The sequence below is a fragment of the Chromobacterium indicum genome, from assembly GCF_039708975.1.
Taxonomy (GTDB): Bacteria; Pseudomonadota; Gammaproteobacteria; order Burkholderiales; family Chromobacteriaceae; genus Chromobacterium; species Chromobacterium piscinae.
Genome location: NZ_JAYFSJ010000019.1, coordinates 62,749 through 77,788 on the forward strand (window position 1 = coordinate 62,749; position 15,040 = coordinate 77,788).

17 protein-coding genes and 1 riboswitch are annotated in these 15,040 nt (G+C 67.2%); of the genes, 8 read left to right on the forward strand and 9 right to left on the reverse strand.

What is annotated here, in order from left to right:
• The first annotated feature begins 155 nt into the window (after positions 1–155).
• A complete protein-coding gene (locus tag VA599_RS21155) occupies positions 156–1,025 on the forward strand; it encodes a serine hydrolase (RefSeq protein ID WP_346790472.1) in 870 nt (289 codons plus the stop codon).
• A gap of 43 nt (positions 1,026–1,068) precedes the next feature.
• Here VA599_RS21155 and VA599_RS21160 read toward each other — a convergent pair whose 3' ends face one another.
• Positions 1,069–2,007 (reverse strand): LysR substrate-binding domain-containing protein, encoded by a 939-nt coding sequence (locus tag VA599_RS21160; RefSeq protein WP_346790474.1) that lies wholly within the window; start codon positions 2,005–2,007, stop codon positions 1,069–1,071.
• Between the two features lie 90 nt (positions 2,008–2,097).
• Here VA599_RS21160 and VA599_RS21165 point away from each other — a divergent pair, with 90 nt between their 5' ends.
• Complete coding sequence (locus VA599_RS21165; RefSeq protein ID WP_346790476.1) at positions 2,098–2,595, forward strand: GNAT family N-acetyltransferase; 498 nt, start codon at positions 2,098–2,100, stop codon at positions 2,593–2,595.
• Here VA599_RS21165 and yidD read toward each other — a convergent pair whose 3' ends face one another.
• Positions 2,596–2,979 carry a membrane protein insertion efficiency factor YidD gene (gene yidD / locus VA599_RS21170; protein ID WP_346790478.1) on the reverse strand — a complete coding sequence of 128 codons (384 nt, stop codon included), beginning with the start codon at positions 2,977–2,979 and terminating at the stop codon, positions 2,596–2,598.
• A 159-nt stretch (positions 2,980–3,138) separates the two neighbouring features.
• Between yidD and VA599_RS21175 the strand changes: the two genes are divergently transcribed.
• Both VA599_RS21175 and VA599_RS21180 read left to right on the forward strand, forming a co-directional pair.
• On the forward strand, positions 3,139–3,684 hold the full coding sequence (locus tag VA599_RS21175; protein WP_346790480.1) for a kinase inhibitor: 546 nt from the start codon (positions 3,139–3,141) through the stop codon (positions 3,682–3,684).
• A 5-nt stretch (positions 3,685–3,689) separates the two neighbouring features.
• Entirely contained in the window at positions 3,690–4,490 is an 801-nt protein-coding gene (locus tag VA599_RS21180; protein WP_346790482.1) for a helix-turn-helix transcriptional regulator, read from the forward strand.
• Positions 4,491–4,505: 15 nt separating this feature from the next.
• On the opposite strand, the gene VA599_RS21185 is transcribed toward VA599_RS21180, so the two are convergent.
• Positions 4,506–4,910, reverse strand: coding sequence for a VOC family protein (locus tag VA599_RS21185; RefSeq protein WP_346790484.1), 405 nt, complete (start codon positions 4,908–4,910; stop codon positions 4,506–4,508).
• A 172-nt stretch (positions 4,911–5,082) separates the two neighbouring features.
• Here VA599_RS21185 and VA599_RS21190 point away from each other — a divergent pair, with 172 nt between their 5' ends.
• Positions 5,083–5,610 carry a MarR family winged helix-turn-helix transcriptional regulator gene (locus tag VA599_RS21190; RefSeq protein WP_346790486.1) on the forward strand — a complete coding sequence of 176 codons (528 nt, stop codon included), beginning with the start codon at positions 5,083–5,085 and terminating at the stop codon, positions 5,608–5,610.
• Here the strand turns inward: VA599_RS21190 and VA599_RS21195 are convergent.
• The 4 genes from VA599_RS21195 to VA599_RS21210 all read right to left on the reverse strand — a co-directional run bounded on the left by VA599_RS21195 (position 5,600) and on the right by VA599_RS21210 (position 9,727).
• Entirely contained in the window at positions 5,600–6,556 is a 957-nt protein-coding gene (locus VA599_RS21195) for an ABC transporter ATP-binding protein (protein WP_346790488.1), read from the reverse strand. The two genes, VA599_RS21190 and VA599_RS21195, sit on opposite strands and share 11 nt — an antisense overlap.
• Positions 6,531–8,096: an ABC transporter permease gene (locus VA599_RS21200; RefSeq protein WP_346790489.1), complete on the reverse strand. Its 1,566-nt coding sequence runs from the start codon at positions 8,094–8,096 to the stop codon at positions 6,531–6,533. The genes VA599_RS21195 and VA599_RS21200 overlap by 26 nt, the downstream gene beginning before the upstream one ends.
• A complete protein-coding gene (locus VA599_RS21205; RefSeq protein ID WP_346790491.1) occupies positions 8,093–8,644 on the reverse strand; it encodes a GNAT family N-acetyltransferase in 552 nt (183 codons plus the stop codon). Before VA599_RS21205 ends, VA599_RS21200 begins: the two co-directional genes overlap by 4 nt.
• Before the next feature lie 66 nt (positions 8,645–8,710).
• The gene (locus VA599_RS21210; protein ID WP_346790493.1) at positions 8,711–9,727 is read right to left on the reverse strand and encodes a thiamine ABC transporter substrate-binding protein; all 1,017 of its coding nucleotides are present in this window, start codon (positions 9,725–9,727) and stop codon (positions 8,711–8,713) included.
• Between the two features lie 50 nt (positions 9,728–9,777).
• Positions 9,778–9,872, reverse strand: a riboswitch (TPP riboswitch).
• A 124-nt stretch (positions 9,873–9,996) separates the two neighbouring features.
• Between VA599_RS21210 and VA599_RS21215 the strand changes: the two genes are divergently transcribed.
• Positions 9,997–11,442 (forward strand): DUF1800 domain-containing protein, encoded by a 1,446-nt coding sequence (locus VA599_RS21215; protein WP_346790495.1) that lies wholly within the window; start codon positions 9,997–9,999, stop codon positions 11,440–11,442.
• Between the two features lie 10 nt (positions 11,443–11,452).
• Positions 11,453–12,631 (forward strand): DUF1501 domain-containing protein, encoded by a 1,179-nt coding sequence (locus VA599_RS21220; RefSeq protein WP_346790497.1) that lies wholly within the window; start codon positions 11,453–11,455, stop codon positions 12,629–12,631.
• Here VA599_RS21220 and VA599_RS21225 read toward each other — a convergent pair.
• Complete coding sequence (locus VA599_RS21225; protein ID WP_346790499.1) at positions 12,628–13,416, reverse strand: substrate-binding periplasmic protein; 789 nt, start codon at positions 13,414–13,416, stop codon at positions 12,628–12,630. The two genes, VA599_RS21220 and VA599_RS21225, sit on opposite strands and share 4 nt — an antisense overlap.
• A 118-nt stretch (positions 13,417–13,534) precedes the next feature.
• Here VA599_RS21225 and VA599_RS21230 point away from each other — a divergent pair, with 118 nt between their 5' ends.
• Entirely contained in the window at positions 13,535–14,362 is an 828-nt protein-coding gene (locus VA599_RS21230; RefSeq protein WP_031296533.1) for a hypothetical protein, read from the forward strand.
• Positions 14,363–14,384: 22 nt separating this feature from the next.
• Here the strand turns inward: VA599_RS21230 and VA599_RS21235 are convergent, their stop codons facing one another.
• A complete protein-coding gene (locus VA599_RS21235) occupies positions 14,385–14,903 on the reverse strand; it encodes a winged helix DNA-binding protein (protein WP_031296532.1) in 519 nt (172 codons plus the stop codon).
• Positions 14,904–15,040 lie beyond the last annotated feature (137 nt).

Here is a 15,040-nt window from a genome sequence, read left to right on the forward strand (position 1 = left end):
TTGCCCTACACAGAGCCGAGACATTGTTTAAAATGCAAACAGGACGCAGCGGGTGTCTACAACAAATGATGCCAACATCTTGACTGATTTTGTCTGCAGATGCCGTGAAGATGCCGTCCGGTTTCCTCCAAAATAAGCGCACAGTGGAGTGACGCATGATCAAGAAAATCGCAAGCCTGCTGGTATCGGCGGCCCTGGCCATGCCGGTGCTGGCGGCTTCGCCCCAAGGCGTGCTGGTAGCCAGCGAAATGTCCGGCTACACCGCCCCCAGGCTCAATTCCCATTCGGTGCTGATCCTCAACGGTCTGACCGGAGAGGCTCTGTATGAAAAGAACGCCCACCAACGCATGCCCATCGCGTCGATCAGCAAGCTGATGACGGCGATGGTGCTACTGGATTCGGGCGTGTCGCTGGAGCAGCAGGTCACGGTGTCCGACGCCGAGATCGACCGTCTGAAGCACACCACCTCGCGGCTGGCGGTCGGCACCACGCTCAGCCGGCAGGAGATGCTGCTGCTGGCGCTGATGTCGTCGGAAAACCGCGCCGCCGCCACCCTGGCGCGCACCACCTTCACCGGCGGCACTTCCATTTTCGTCGAGCGGATGAACCACAAGGCGCAGAGCCTGGGCATGACCGAAACCATCTTCCACGATCCCACCGGCCTGGATGTGCGCAACACCTCCACCGCCGCCGATCTGGCCAAGATGGTGCAGGCGGCGCAGAAATATCCGCTGATCCGCGAATTCACCACCACCGAGCGGCACCAGATTCTGTCGGTACGCAACCGCGTGCTGCAGTACAAGAACAGCAACGCGCTGGTGCGCGAAGGCGACTGGGACATCGCGGTGCAGAAAACCGGCTACATCCAGGAAGCGGGCCGCTGCATGGTGCTGCAGGCCGTGGTCGGCTCGCAGCCGCTGATCTTCGTGCTGCTGGATGCCGGCGCCAGTTCCGCGCGCGTCAACGACGCCAAGAACATCAAGATCTGGCTGGAGTCCCATCCCGGCAGCTGGCTGGCAGGCTGATCCGCAAGCGACACCCGACCGGGCCGGCCATGCCGGCCCTTTTTCATGGCTCCCGCGCGTCCGGCCCGCATGCCGCCAGTTGCCGCCACACCCAGTCGTGCGCGGTGGAACCCGCGTGCCGGCGATGGCGGTACAGCTTCAAGCGGTACGGCGGAATGGCGAAGGGCGCGGCATGCAGCCTCACCCCGGCGGCTTCGGCCAAACGCAGCGCCGCGCGCCTGGGCAGGGTCATGATCAGCTCGCCGCCTCCGATGATGAAGGGCGCCGCCAACACCGATGGCAACTGCAGCGCCACCTCCCGCGCCAGGCCCAGCCTCTCCAGCACCAGGTCCACCACGCCGCGCGGCTCGTTCCACGGCGTGACCACCGCATGCCGCTCCGCCAGATAGGACTCCAGACTCAGATCATTCCGGATGCGCGGATGGCTGCGGCTGGCGATGGCCACATACTCCTCCTCCGGCCAGTCGAATTCCTCGATATCCGCCGGCGGCGGCCCGCCCTCTTCCGAATAGCCGAGCGCGAAATCCAGGCTGCCGGCCAGCAGCGCGTCCAGCGGCACCTTGCGCTCCGCCTGCACCACGCGAAAGCTCAGCCGCGGCGCCAGCGACTGCATCCGGCTCAGAAAACCGGGCAGCACCGCGAAAGCGGTGTAATCGGTGGCGGCCAGCACGAAACGGCGCTCGCTGCGGGACGGGTCGAAATCCGCGCCCCGGCTCAAGCCGTCTGACAGCAGCGCCAATGCCGCCTCCACCACCGGCGCCAGTTGCTCCGCCCTGGAGGTGGGCCGCATTCCGCCGCCCACCCGTACGAACAGCTGGTCGCCCAGAGCCAGGCGCAGCCGCGACAGCGCGTGGCTGCAGGCGGAAGCGCTGATCGCCAGGCTGTCCGCCGCGGCCTGCACCGAGCCGGTGCGGAACAAGGCGTCCAACAGCAACAGCAGATTGAGATCCAGCCCGCGCAGACTCGGATGAATATTTTTCATTTTCACCTGAAAACAATGCACTGTTTTCATTCTAACGCTTGCCATAAGATGTTCAAAACCGACATTTCCACCATTTCCAGAGAGCCGCGCATGCCGATCGCCATCACCCCCGCCCAACCCAAGGATGCATCCGAAATCCATCGTTTCATCACCGAGCTCGCCGTCTACGAGCGCGCCGAACACGAAGTGAAGGCCGGCGTCGCCGACATCGAAGCCACGCTGTTCGGCCCCGAAGCCAAAGCCCAGGCGCTGATGTGCCGCGTGGACGGCAAGCTGGCCGGCTTCGCCGTGTATTTCTTCAGCTACTCCACCTGGCTGGGCAAGAACGGGCTGTATCTGGAGGACTTGTACGTGACGCCGGAACTGCGCGGCGGCGGCGCCGGCAAGGCGCTGCTGCGGCATCTGGCCAGGCTTGCCTGCGACAACGATTGCGGGCGTTTCGAGTGGAGCGTGCTGGACTGGAACCAGCCGGCGATAGATTTCTATGAATCGATTGGCGCCGCGCCGCAGGCTGAGTGGATACGCTATCGGCTGGCGGGAGAAGGACTGCGCCGCTTCGCCTACGGCGAGGACGCGGTTACGGCCTGATCAGCCCGCCCGGTCCGTCTCCCGGCGGCTCCGTCGCCAATCCAGCCAGGAATGCGCCAGGCATTCGCCGGACCGGCACGCGGCGTCGCCCAGGCAGCCGTCGCAACTGTCCAGGCTCAAGCACTCCGGCCCGCACGGCGGCTCGCAATAGCCGGCCTGCCGCCGCCGCGCCGCCGGCGTTCTGGCCGCAGTTGAGCAACGCAGCAGGCGTTCGCGCGCGATCCAGCCTCCGCGCCGCAAGCCGTGGCGGCGGATCGCCCGATAAGCCAGGCCGGAACATCCGCTCCGGCCGGTCGCGGCCCGATAAGCGCAGCCGTATCCCTTGCGCGGCGACAATTGCCGCTGGTACATCCGGATCAGCCACAGCGCCAATCGTTTCGACATGTTTATCTCCTTCCTCGCGCCGCGCATCATACCCATTGCCCGCCTGCGCTGCTAAAGTCGTCGGCGAGCGCGCCCGCGCCGCAGGCGAGCGTTTCGGCACAGCCGGGCCGCGCGCCGACGCTTAGTATGCCCGCACCATCTAACCACAGGAGAACCGATATGCGCACCACCCTGCTGATCGCCAGCCTGCTTGCTCTTCCGCTGGCCGCCCAGGCCGACGCCTTCAAACTGTCCAGCGACAGCATCGCCGACGGCATGCCGCTGAACCTGAAACAGGTCTACCGCGGCTTCGGCTGCGAGGGCGGCAACGTCTCGCCGCAACTGTCCTGGAGCGGCGCGCCGGACGGGACCAAGAGCTTCGCGATCACCGCCTACGACCCGGACGCCCCCACCGGCAGCGGCTGGTGGCACTGGACCGTGGCGAACCTGCCGGCCAATGTGCATTCGCTGGCCGAAGGCGCCGGCGGCGAAGGCGGCAAACTGCCGCCGGGCGCGGTGCAGGGCCGCACCGACTACGGCGAAGCCCGCTTCGGCGGGGCCTGCCCGCCCGAAGGCGACAAGCCGCACCGCTACCAATTCACCGTCTGGGCGCTGAAGGCCGACAAGCTGCCGATCGACGCCAACGCCAGCGGCGCGCTGGTAGGCTTCATGCTCAACGCCAACGCGCTGGGCAAGGCGCAGATCACCGCCACCTACGGCCGCTGAGCCCGATGCACGACATCGCCCACCGGCTGAGCCGCATCGAGGCCGGCGAGATCCGCGCCCGCCTGCCGCAGCACGTGCGGCGGGTGCCGGTGTTCGCGCCGGCGCTGTGCCGCGTCCGCCTCGGCGGCAAGCGCATCCGGCTCGGCGGGCGGGAGATGTCGGCCGGACAGTCCCAACTGGTGCTGATGCCCGCCGGCTGCGAACTGGACATCGCCAATCTGCCGGGGCCCGACGGCTACCTGGCCGACGTGGTCAACCTGCCGCCGGGTCTGCTGGACCGCTTCCGCGACCGCCACGGCCCGCTGCTGCTGCGACAGCGGCCGGGCATGGAGCTCTGCCCGACGATGGACGGCGCGCTGCAGTCGGCGTGGAGCCTGCTGATCGACAGCCTGCATGGCGGCGCGGCGCCGGAAATCCGCCAGCATCATGCCGAAGGCGTGTTGCTGGCCCTGGCGCTGGCCGGCCAGGCCGGGCCATTGCTGCGAGAGCAATCCGGCAATTTGGCCCAGGCGCTGAAACAGCTGCTGATGCTGGACCCGGCCGCGCCGTGGAGCGTGGATGCGGCGGCGCGCCGGCTCAATCTGGGCGCGTCCACGCTGCGCCGCCGGCTGGCGGAAGAAGGCGCCGGATTCCAGGCCATCCTGGAAGAGGTGCGGATGGGCCTGGCCCTGCAGCAGGTGCAAAGCGGCCAGCGGCCCATCGCGCAGATCGCCGAGGCCAGCGGCTACGTGTCGGCTTCCCGCTTCGCCGCGCGCTTTCGCCAGCGTTACGGGCTCACGCCCAGCGCGCTGCGGCGGACGCTTTGAGCGCCCTGTCGCCGCTCAGGCCACTCCCTGCCTCAGTTCCAGCAGATTGCCCGCTGGATCCCGGACGAACAGCTGCTCCAGCTTGTCCGCCGCCACGCTGCGCTGGCTGAAGAAAGCGATGCCCCTCTCCTTCAACTCCGCCGCGGCCCGCTCCAGGCTGGCCACCGTCAGCGCGACATGGTTGCTCACCGGGTCTTGCCCTTCGCCCTGCGCGTACGGCGATACGCCATCCTTGCCCATGATGTGCAGCTGGGTGGCATTGGGCAGATCGAGAAAGCTGCCGGGCACGCCGGGTATATGCCAGCGCGACGGATCCGCCGCCAAGCCGAACACCTGGCCGTAGAAAGCCTGCAGCGCCTCCACCTGATGCTTGGGCACGCTGAAGCCGACATGATGCAAAGCTTGCACTTCGATAGTCATCTCCGTTCCTTTTCCATATGAGGCCGGCTCATGCCGACTCCCGCATAATACGACAAACATATAGTTAGTTAAACTAATAAAATATGCGAGAACGGAGTTCGACGCGCCGCGCCTTTTCAGCTAGCATCATCGCGGCCCACCACATAGCCACAACCCAGCCAGGCGAATCCTCATGGACGCACGACACCCGCAAGACGCCAGCGCCGCGATGGCGCCCCATCTGCAACTGATGGCGGACACCGCCGACGCCGACACGCCGCAAGACGCCGCCGCCGCCGGCCTGTTGCTGCTGTGGCTGGGCGACGACGTGCTGCTGCGCCTGAACCAACGCCTGTCGCCGCTCGGCATTTCGGAAAACAAGCTGCACGTATTGCTGCTGTTCCGCCTGTTCGAAGACGGCCGGCTGGGCGCGGAGCCGCCGACGCCATCCAGCATCGCCGACTACTTCGGCATCACCCGCGCCTCGGCCACCGGCTTGCTGGACTGGCTGGAGAAGCGCCGGCTGATCGCCCGCCACCCCCACCCCGCCGACCGCCGCAGCCTGCAGCTTAGCCTGACCCTGGAAGCCCGCGCGCTGCTGGAGCAAGCGCTGCCGGACTTCTGGCGCGCCTGCGCCGGCCTGACTTCACATCTGGACGCCCAGGAGCGCCAGCAATTGCTGCGCCTGCTGGCCAAGGTCTGGGGACAAGTCAAGAGCTGAGCGGGAAGCGCAGCAAGCGCGATTCGTCGATGCCGACGCCCAGCGTTCCGCCGACGAACAGCGCGTCGCCCAGCCACTCCGCCTCGCGCGCCGACAGCATCAAGGCCAGCGGGCCGGCCTGGGCCTCCACCCTCAGCCGCAGGCCGTCCGCCAGCGGCGTCAGCTCGACGATGCGCGCCGGCGGCTGATCGTCGCCCAGCAGCAGCGCGCCCGGCGGCACCGCCGCATGCTCCAGCACATTGTCGAAACCGATGAAGCGCGCCAGCCAGGCATTGGCCGGCGCGGCCAGCAATTGCCGCGGCGCGGCGCATTGCAGCAGCCTGCCGTCCTTGAACACCGCGATCCGGTCCGCCAGCGCGAACGCCTCGTCGCGGTCGTGGGTGACGATGATGGCCGGAATGCCGGCCTCCCGCAGCAGCGTGCGGAACTCCCGCTGCAGCAGCCGGCGCAGATCGGCGTCCAGGCTGGAGAACGGCTCGTCCAGCAACAGCAGCCTGGGACGCGTGACCAGCGCCCGCGCCAACGCCACCCGCTGCTGCTCGCCGCCGGACAGCGTCCACACCTTGCGCGCGCCGTGCTCGGCCAGACCCACGCGGGCCAGCATCGCCTGCGCACGTTTAACCGCGTCGCGCTTGGAGACGCCCTGCTCGATCAAGCCGAACATCACATTGCCCAGCGCGTCCAGGTGCGGAAACAGCGCGAAGTCCTGGAACATCAGCGCGAAGCCGCGCCGCTCCGGCGGCACCCGGGCCAGATCTTCGCCGTCGAAAGCCAGCGCGCCTGCGTCCGGCCGCTCCAGGCCGGCTATCATTTTCAGCAGCGTGCTCTTGCCGCAGCCGGACGGCCCCAACAGAGCCAGCGTCTCGCCGGCGGACAGATCCAGCGACACCTCGTCGGCCACCACGCGCGCGCCGAAGCGCTTATTCAGGTTTCGCAGCGTCAGCACGGCTGTCCTCCTCCGGGCCGGCGCCGCCGGCGGTTTCGATGATCCAGAAAACGATGAGCGCCAGCAGCATCAGCACGCAGGAGAGCCGCATCGCCGCGTCGGCATTGGCTTCGCCGGGACGCCCCAGCCGCTGGTAGATCAGCGTGGTCAGCGTCAGCCATTCCGGCCGCGACAAAAACAGTGTGACTGCGAACTCGCCGACCGCGGTGGCGGCGGCGAAGGCCAGCCCGCGCCGCATCGCCGGCTGCAACAGCGGCCAGGTGACGCGGCGGAAAGCCCGCCAAGGGCCGGCGCCCAAGCTGCGGGCGGCGGCCAGCCAATGCGGCGGCTGGCTGTCCAGCGACGCCAGCGACGCCTTGGCCACCAGCGGATAAGCCAGCAACGCGTAGGCGGCCATCAGCAGGCCCAGCGCCCCGCTCCATTGCGGATACAGCAGCAGCAGGCCGAAGGCCACGCACACTGGCGAGGCGACGAAAGGCAGAAAGATGGAGGCCCGCAGCGCCAGGCTGCGGCCGCAGGCCAGCGCATGGGCCAGTCCCAGCCCGCCGGCGGCCAATACGGTCATGCCGGTGAAGCGGGCGCTGTTCCACAGCGCCAGCCGCGTATCCTCGTCCCACAGCGCCGCCCATTCCGACCCCGCGGCGAGGCCGCGCCACAGCACCGCCAACAGCGGCAGCCCGGTGCACAACAGCAGCGCCGACAACGCGGCGGCCAACGCCAGCCGCTCGGCCGGCCGCTCCACCGGCTTCAAGGGCAAGGGCTCCACCTTGGCCGCGGCGGCCAGCCGGCGCGCCATGGCGGCGTAGACGGCGGCGATGCCGCCGCACGCCAGCAGCACCAGCAAGGCCAGCGCGCCGGCGTCGGCCAGGTTCAGCTCGTAAGCGACCAGGGTGTAGATCTCCACCTCCAGCGTCGCATAGCGCTGGCCGCCCAGCACCAGCGCCAGGCCCAGGCCGGAGAAGCAGTACAGGAACACCAGGCATAGGCTGGACAGCAGCCACGGCAGCGCCGCCGGCCACTCCACTCGCCAGAACGCCCGCCAGCGGGTGGCGCCCAGCGTGCGCGCGGCGGCCAACCGGCTGGCCGGCACCTGGGAGAAGCCATCGCAGCCGGCGCGCACCACCAGCGGCAGGTTGAAGAACAGATTGCCGTACAACAACAGCCACGGCGTGTCCTGCAGATTGACGCCGAACACGCCGCGCGGCCCGAATAGCGCCAGCACGCCCATCGCCGCCACCAGCGTCGGCATCACGAAGGGCAGCATCAGCAAGCGCAACAGCAGAGCGCGCCCGGGGAAGCGGTAACGGGCCAGCATCCAGGCCAGCGGCACGCCCAGAACCAGGCACAGCAGGCAGCTTGCCGACGCCTGGATCAGCGACCACAACAGCCGCCAGCGCAGATAATCATCGGCCAGCAAGGCGGGATTGAACTGCAGGCCGCCCTCCGCCAACAACCGGGCCAGCGGCGCGACTGCCAGCAGAAAGAGAAAGGACAGCGGGAGTCCGGCCAGGATCAGCCGGGGCACGGCGGACTGCTTCAAACAAAGGCTCCAGACAACGGCCATTCAGCCGTCAGCACATCTTCGCAACCGTCGTCGTCGCGCACCTGGCCCACCTTGGCGAAGCCAAGCTGGGCGGCCAGCGCCTGCGACGGCATATTGCCGGGTTCGATCGACAACACCAGCCGCGCCACGCCGCCGCTTTGCGCCGCCCAGCCGGCCATCGCCAGCAAGGCCTCGCGGGCGTAGCCCTGGCGGCGGAATTGGGGATAGACCGCATAGCCGAGCTCGACGTCGCCGTAGCCGTTCAAATAAGGATGGCCGGGCAACGTGTGGAAGTTGATGTGGCCGACCATGGCCAGATCGCCACGACGCAGCAGCGCCCGCACCGACCACGGCGCGTAGGCCGAATCTTCCACCATATCGGCCAGCCGCATCGCCATCAGCGCCGTCTCCTCCATCCAGCCTTCGGCCGGACGGCTGCCCAGCCGCGCCGCGGCGGCGTCGATGTCGCCGCATAGGCAGGATTCGAGAAAATCCGCATCCAGATGGCGCAGGATCAGGCGGGGGCTGGCGATGTCGTCGATCATGAGTGAGTTTCCAAGTGAACTTGCCCGGATCATAACAGAGGCGAAACCGGGCAAGTCATCGCCGGATCACTGCCCGGACTTCAGCACCACCCGCGTCCAGCGGCCGACCCAGGCGCGCTGCTTGGCGGCCAGCGTCGCGCTGTCGGGAGTGTCGTGCGCGGCCGGTTGCTCGGCGTGCTTGTAAACCGGGTCCAGCGGGATATTGTCCATCGCCGGGTACATCCACATCCGCGTCGGAATGTCCTTCTGCACCGCGTCCGAGCGCAGGAAGGCGATGAACTGCTGGGCGAGCTTGGGCTCCTTGCCGCCCTTGACCAGCGCCGCGCCCTCCACCTGGCGGAACACCGTGCCCGGCAGCAGCAGATTGCCGGTCGGCGCGTCTGCCGGCTTGTCCTTGCTGTAGAACACTTCGGCCGCCGGGCTGGTGGCGTAGCTCACCACGATCGGGCGGCCGCCCCCATTTTTGGAGAAGTCGGTGTAATAGGCTTCGGTCCAGCCCTTGCTCACCTTCAGGCCGTTGTCGCGCAGCTTGCCCCACAAGGCGAAGGCCTTGTCCTCGCCCAAGGCATGGATGGTGGCGGACAGGAAAGCCAGGCCCGGGCTGGAGGTGGCCGGGTTTTCCACCACCAGCAGGTTCTTGTAGGCGGGCTGCGTCAGGTCGTTCAGGGTCTTGGGCAGCGGCAGCTTGTTCTTGGCGAACCAGGCCTTGTCGTAATTCAGCGTCACGTAGCCGTAGTCGACGGCGGCCGCGCCCGGCAGGCTGACCTTACCGCCGCGGGCCAGCTCCCCCGGCAGCGGCGAGAGCGCGCCGGCCTGCTCGGCCTTGCCGATCAGGCTGTTGTCGAGGCCGAACACCACGTCGGCGATCGGGCTGCCCTTGGTCAGGATCAGCTTGTTGACCATCTCGCCGGCGTCTCCGGCCTTGATGATGGACACCTTGGCGCCGGTCTGCTTCTCGAACGCGGCGAGCAACGGCTTGTCGACGCTGAACGAGCTGTGCGCGAGCACGCGCAATTCGGCCGCCTGGGCCGACAGGCCGGCCAGGCTCAAAGCGACGACGACGAGTTTGGGGAACAGCTTCATGGACAATCTCCGCGCGGTACGGCCACGGAGCGAGCAGGCAAGGCGGACGAGGTTCCGCTTCATCACGCTCCCTCCGCTGGCATGATCCAGATCAGGTTCTCAGGGTGTCTCTCAGCCCGTTTGCAGGGCACCCCCGGTGACAGGGCGACAGTATAGCCCAGATGCGCAAACAACTTAACACTCTGGCCGGTCCGCTTAATACCGGAGCGAAGACTGCCCTCTATGCTCACAATCAATCGCTTATGCAAACGGCTTGCCGCGGTGAACCCATGATCAAAAGAATATTGCTCGCTTCCGCCCTGCTCGGCCTGCCGCTATGCGCGCTGGCCGGCATCGGCGCGGACGGCGCCCGCCACCTGCTGGCGCGCACCGGCTTCGGCGCCAATCCAGCGCAGATCGAGGCACTCACGCCACTCAGCCGCGAGGCGGCGGTGGACAAGATACTGGCCGGCGCGCGCACCCAGGCGACCACGCCGCCACCGGGATGGGCCAACGAGCCGTTCGAGCGTCCCGGCCAGCCCGGCCTCACCGAGGAACAGAAAAAGGCGCTGCAACAGGAGCGCAACCAGCATGCGGTGGAGCTGCGCAGCTGGTGGCTGGCCGAAATGCGCAACACCTCGTCGCCGCTGACCGAGAAGATGACCCTGTTCTGGCACAACCATTTCGTGTCGGCGCTGGACAAGGTGCGCTCGCCGCAAATGATGTATCAGCAGAACCTGCTGCTGCGCCACTACGCGCTGGGCGACTTCGGCCAAATGCTGCACGCGGTGGCGCGCGATCCGGCGATGATGCGCTACCTCGACACCGCCAATAACCGCAAGGACCAGCCCAATGAGAACTTCGCCCGCGAAGTGATGGAGCTATTCACGCTGGGCGAGGGCCATTACAACGAGCAGGACATCCGCGAGGCGGCGCGCGCCTTCACCGGCTGGGGCCTGGACCGCGACGACCAATTCATCGTCCGACCGCGGCTGCGCGACACCGGCGAGAAGGTCATCTTCGGCCAGCGCGGCAATTTCGACGGCGACGACGTGATCGACCTGTTGCTGCAACAGCCCAGCACCGCGGTGTTCGTCACCAACAAGCTGTGGCGCGACTTCGTGTCGCCGACGCCCGACGCGGCGACGGTGAACAAGCTGGCCGCCGACTTCCGCCGCAGCCATTACCAGTTGAAGCCCTTGATGCGCGCGCTGCTGTTGACGCCGCAGTTCTGGCGCAGCCAGGGCCAGCTGGTGAAATCGCCGGTGGAGCTGACCATAGGCACGCTGGTGACTTTCGATCTCAATCCGCAGGACTGGCGGGTGATCGCCGGCCTGAACCGCCAGCTGGGCCAGGACGTGTTCGCGCCGCCCAACGTCAAGGGCTGGCCCGGCGGCGAGGCCTGGATCAACAGCGCCACCCTGCTCACCCGCAAGCAGTTTCTGGACCGCATCGCCCGCGACGCCGCGCCGGCGCGCGACGCTTTCGTCCAATCCGACGGCAGCCTTAGCGAGATGGCCGGCCGCGAGGCGCGCATCCGCCGCTTCGTCAACAACGGCCTGAATTCGATGAAGCTGCAACCCGATGAATGGGCCGCCGTCTACGGCGTCCGCACCGCCGCCGACGCCGCGCGGCTGCTGCTGGCCGTGCCGCCGGCAAACCCCTTGCCGCAGGGTGCCAGCGGCGCCAAGGCCATCGCCCAATTGCTGCTTGACCCCACCTACCAGGTGGAATGAGGAGCCCGCCATGTTCAAACGACGCGAATTCCTGAAAGCGGCCAGCGCCGGCCTGATGCTGACCGTGCTGCCCAACCTGTCATGGGCGCTGGCGCCCGCCGGCTACAAGCGCCTGCTGGTGCTGGTGGAGCTGAAAGGCGGCAACGACGGCCTCAACACCGTGGTTCCCTACGGCAGCGCCGACTACTACCGGCTGCGTCCAGGCATCGCCGTCGCCCGCGAGCAGGTGCTGCAGATCAACGGCGACATCGGCCTGCACCCGTCGCTGGCGCCGCTGATGCCGCTGTGGCGGGACAAGCAGCTGGCGCTGCTGCAGGGCGTCGGCTACCCCGACCCCAATCTGTCCCACTTCCGCTCGATCGAGATCTGGGATACCGCCTCGGCCAGCCAGCAATACCTGAGCGAAGGCTGGCTGACCCGGCTGTTCCATGAGCAGCCGACGCCGAAGAACTTCGCTGCCGACGGCGTGGTGCTGTCCAGCCAGGTGCTGGGGCCGCTGGATGGCGGCGCGCGCGCGGTGGTGCTGTCCAATCCGCAAGACTTCGCCCGCCAGGCCAAGCTCGTGGCCGATCAGCAGCCCGGCCACGCCGGCTCGGCGCTGGAGCATATTTTGAAAGTGGAAGGCGACATCCGCCAGGCCGCCGCCAGCCTGGCTCCGCTGCCGCGAACCGCGCCGAGCGAAGCGCCCACCGCCGGCCCCAAGCCCAATGGCGGCTTCGGCGTCGCGGTGCGCGCGCTGACCGACACCCTGGCCCGCGGCGTGGACATCGCCGTCGCCCGCATCACGCTGACCGGTTTCGACACCCACGGCAACCAGCAGCCGGTGCAGGCGCGGCTGCTGGCCGAGCTGGCCGACGGACTGGCGCAGCTGAAAAACGAAATGGCGCGGCTGGGCCGCTGGGACGACACGCTGGTGCTGACATACGCCGAATTCGGCCGCCGCCCGCGCGAGAACGGCAACCGCGGCACCGACCATGGCACCGCCAACGTCCATTTCGCGCTGGGCGGCCGTGTCAACGGCGGCCTGTATGGCCAGACGCCGCAACTGGCAGGCGTCAGCGAGGGCAATCTGGCTCATACGATCGATTTCCGCCAGGTTTACGCCACGGCGATAGACGGCTGGTGGGGCAAGGACAGCCATAACGTGCTGGGCGGACGGTTCGCGCCGCTGCCCTTGCTGCGCGGCTAGGGATCGGGATACGCGATGTTAAAGCGGCTGCGGTAGAGCCGGTCGACCATGCCATCGCGTTTCATGTCGCGCAAGGCGCCGGCAAAAGCCTGGCACAGCTCGGGGGACACGCTGCGCTTGCTGAAGACGTAAAATGCCCCCCCTATCGGCCATACCGGCGACAGGGCCACGATCGCCGGCTGTTGCGGCAGGCGAGCCAGCTCATTCGGCGCCGTGTCCATGGTCGCCAACAGCAGGTCTATCCGCCCCAGTTGCAGCTTGCGCAAATTGCCGGCCAGCGTTTCTCCGGCATCGATCCTCACCATGCCGGGAGGCGCTTTCAGCCAGTGGTCCCATACATCGCCGTAGCTGTCGCCATGCGTCACGCCCAGCCTGACCATGCCCAGCTTGCCCAGGTCCTGCGGCTGGGAGACCGGCCAATGCGCGGCATAATCGCCGCGCGCCCACAGCCGCACCAGCGAGGAGCTGTAGCCCGGCACAAAACAGGCATACGCCTCCCGCTCCGGCGTTTTCAGCGCCTGCATCGCGACATCAACCGTGCCCAGTTTCAGCTCCTGCAAGGTGCGCGACCAGGGAATCTGGCGATACGCCAGGCGGCAGCCTATGCGCGCGGCCGCCTGGTTCAGCAGTTCCACCGAGTAGCCCGCGGGCCGGCCATCCCGTCCCTGGTAGTGATACGGCGGCCGCTCCTCCCAGCCCACCTGGATCGGCTTGCCGCATAGCCCGCCCGCCATCGCCGGCAAAACCCAGCAAGCCAGGAAAGTGAAATCTCCGATGAACCGCACCGCCACCTCCCGCGACCGGCAAGCGCAAGCGCGCTCCCCTACAATGTAGGATAGAATCCCCATGCCGATGGCGTCCGGCGGATACAAAACGACCACCCAGCGACAGAACCACTGCCACATGACTTCGAACAATACCCAGAACAACGAGCCCCACCAGACAACGGAAGAGATTCCGCTGCCTCCGCCGGAAAGCGAAGTCACGCTGGCCAACCTGGCCATCCCGCTGGGCGAGACCATACTGACGCTCAGCGCCGACGGCCGCCCCATTTACGGCATTCTGCAGCGCAGCCGGGCGATGACGGCCCAGTCCGATTACTTCCGCCTGCAGTTCCGCGGCTACGCCCGCTCCGACGGCGCGCACTGGCAACCGCTGGAAGGCGACGACAGCCGCTTCCACGCAGTCTACAACCTGGCCTGGGTCCGGGTGGACCGCCCCAGCAAGAGCGTGACCTTCGGCCCCAAGAGCGGCGTGCAAGCCAGCCCGGGCCTGGACGGCAGCGGACTCGACGCTTATCTGTTCGCCAGCGTCATCGCCTGGGCCAAGGGCGTCTGCCCCGAATTCGCCATCAATCCTGGGATGGTCACCATGGGCCAGACCCATTCCGAGGAAGAGCGGCTGCGCTGCCATGCCTTCTACGCCGGCCAGGGCTTCCAGTTCGAATGGCAGGACCCGGCCCAGCGCACCGCGCTGTACTTCAAGGACAAGGTGAGCAAGCTCTTGGGCGTATGGAACAAGGAGGCTGTCAAGGAGTTCGGCGGCGAGGAGATGCTGAAGACGCTGGCCGGCCAAGACGAGGCGCGCGCCGAACTGCAGCAGCAGCTGGACAAGCTGGAAAGCGCGCACGACAGCATGAAGCGCGCGCTGCAGAAGGAAAAAAGCACCTCGCAGATCCTGACCGGGGTGCTGATACTGGCCGCCATTTTCGCGATCTGGGCCGTCATCTAGATTCGCAAACCGCGCACAACGGTCAAAATGACGCGCCGGCCCTGGCCGCCTGATCGTAAATGCCGGCCAGGGTGCGCATCAACTGGGCGATGTCGCCGATCAGCGGATTGGCGATGCCGCCGTCGCCCAGCGTCGCCATCAGGCACTGCTCGCGCACCTGGCGGTAGCGCTCGCACAGCTCGCGGCCGCTCTCCGTCGTGGAAAACAGCACCTCCTTGCCGCTTTTCTCGCTCGTCACATAGCCCATTTTCACCAGCTTCTTCAGGGCATAGGACACCACGTGGGTATCCTCCATGTTCAGCACGAAACAGATGTCGGCCAGCTTTTTCTGCCGCCCGCGATGGTTGACGTGATGAACCAGCAGCACCTCGGTCGGCGTCATGTCCTTCTCGCCCGCCGCCGCCATGCAGCGCACCATCCAGCGGTGGAAAGCGTTGTTGACCACAGTCAGGCTGAACTCGAACTCGGACAGCTCCGGGCTGCGCTCGGAAACCAGATGCTGCGAGGACACGATCTTAGGCAAATCTTGCGTCGTTGACACCCATTCTCTCCATATTGCGCCACAGCAGGTGGCAGGCCGCGAGGCAGCGATAAATTGACGAGAAATTCTCGACATAGCATCATCGCACCCAATCAAGCCATTATCATATCCATATTCCCGATTCACGCCATCCCGCA

Bases quoted from the DNA above. Each gene is read 5' to 3' on its own strand.
- VA599_RS21215 (WP_346790495.1), top strand. From the start codon at position 9,997: ATGATCAAAAGAATATTGCTCGCTTCCGCCCTGCTCGGCCTGCCGCTA.
- VA599_RS21230 (WP_031296533.1), top strand. From the start codon at position 13,535: ATGACTTCGAACAATACCCAGAACAACGAGCCCCACCAGACAACGGAA.
- VA599_RS21185 (WP_346790484.1), bottom strand. From the start codon at position 4,910: ATGACTATCGAAGTGCAAGCTTTGCATCATGTCGGCTTCAGCGTGCCC.
- VA599_RS21155 (WP_346790472.1), top strand. From the start codon at position 156: ATGATCAAGAAAATCGCAAGCCTGCTGGTATCGGCGGCCCTGGCCATG.
- VA599_RS21190 (WP_346790486.1), top strand. From the start codon at position 5,083: ATGGACGCACGACACCCGCAAGACGCCAGCGCCGCGATGGCGCCCCAT.
- VA599_RS21180 (WP_346790482.1), top strand. From the start codon at position 3,690: ATGCACGACATCGCCCACCGGCTGAGCCGCATCGAGGCCGGCGAGATC.
- VA599_RS21175 (WP_346790480.1), top strand. From the start codon at position 3,139: ATGCGCACCACCCTGCTGATCGCCAGCCTGCTTGCTCTTCCGCTGGCC.
- VA599_RS21210 (WP_346790493.1), bottom strand. From the start codon at position 9,727: ATGAAGCTGTTCCCCAAACTCGTCGTCGTCGCTTTGAGCCTGGCCGGC.
- yidD (WP_346790478.1), bottom strand. From the start codon at position 2,979: ATGTCGAAACGATTGGCGCTGTGGCTGATCCGGATGTACCAGCGGCAA.
- VA599_RS21160 (WP_346790474.1), bottom strand. From the start codon at position 2,007: ATGAAAAATATTCATCCGAGTCTGCGCGGGCTGGATCTCAATCTGCTG.
- VA599_RS21205 (WP_346790491.1), bottom strand. From the start codon at position 8,644: ATGATCGACGACATCGCCAGCCCCCGCCTGATCCTGCGCCATCTGGAT.
- VA599_RS21165 (WP_346790476.1), top strand. From the start codon at position 2,098: ATGCCGATCGCCATCACCCCCGCCCAACCCAAGGATGCATCCGAAATC.
- VA599_RS21220 (WP_346790497.1), top strand. From the start codon at position 11,453: ATGTTCAAACGACGCGAATTCCTGAAAGCGGCCAGCGCCGGCCTGATG.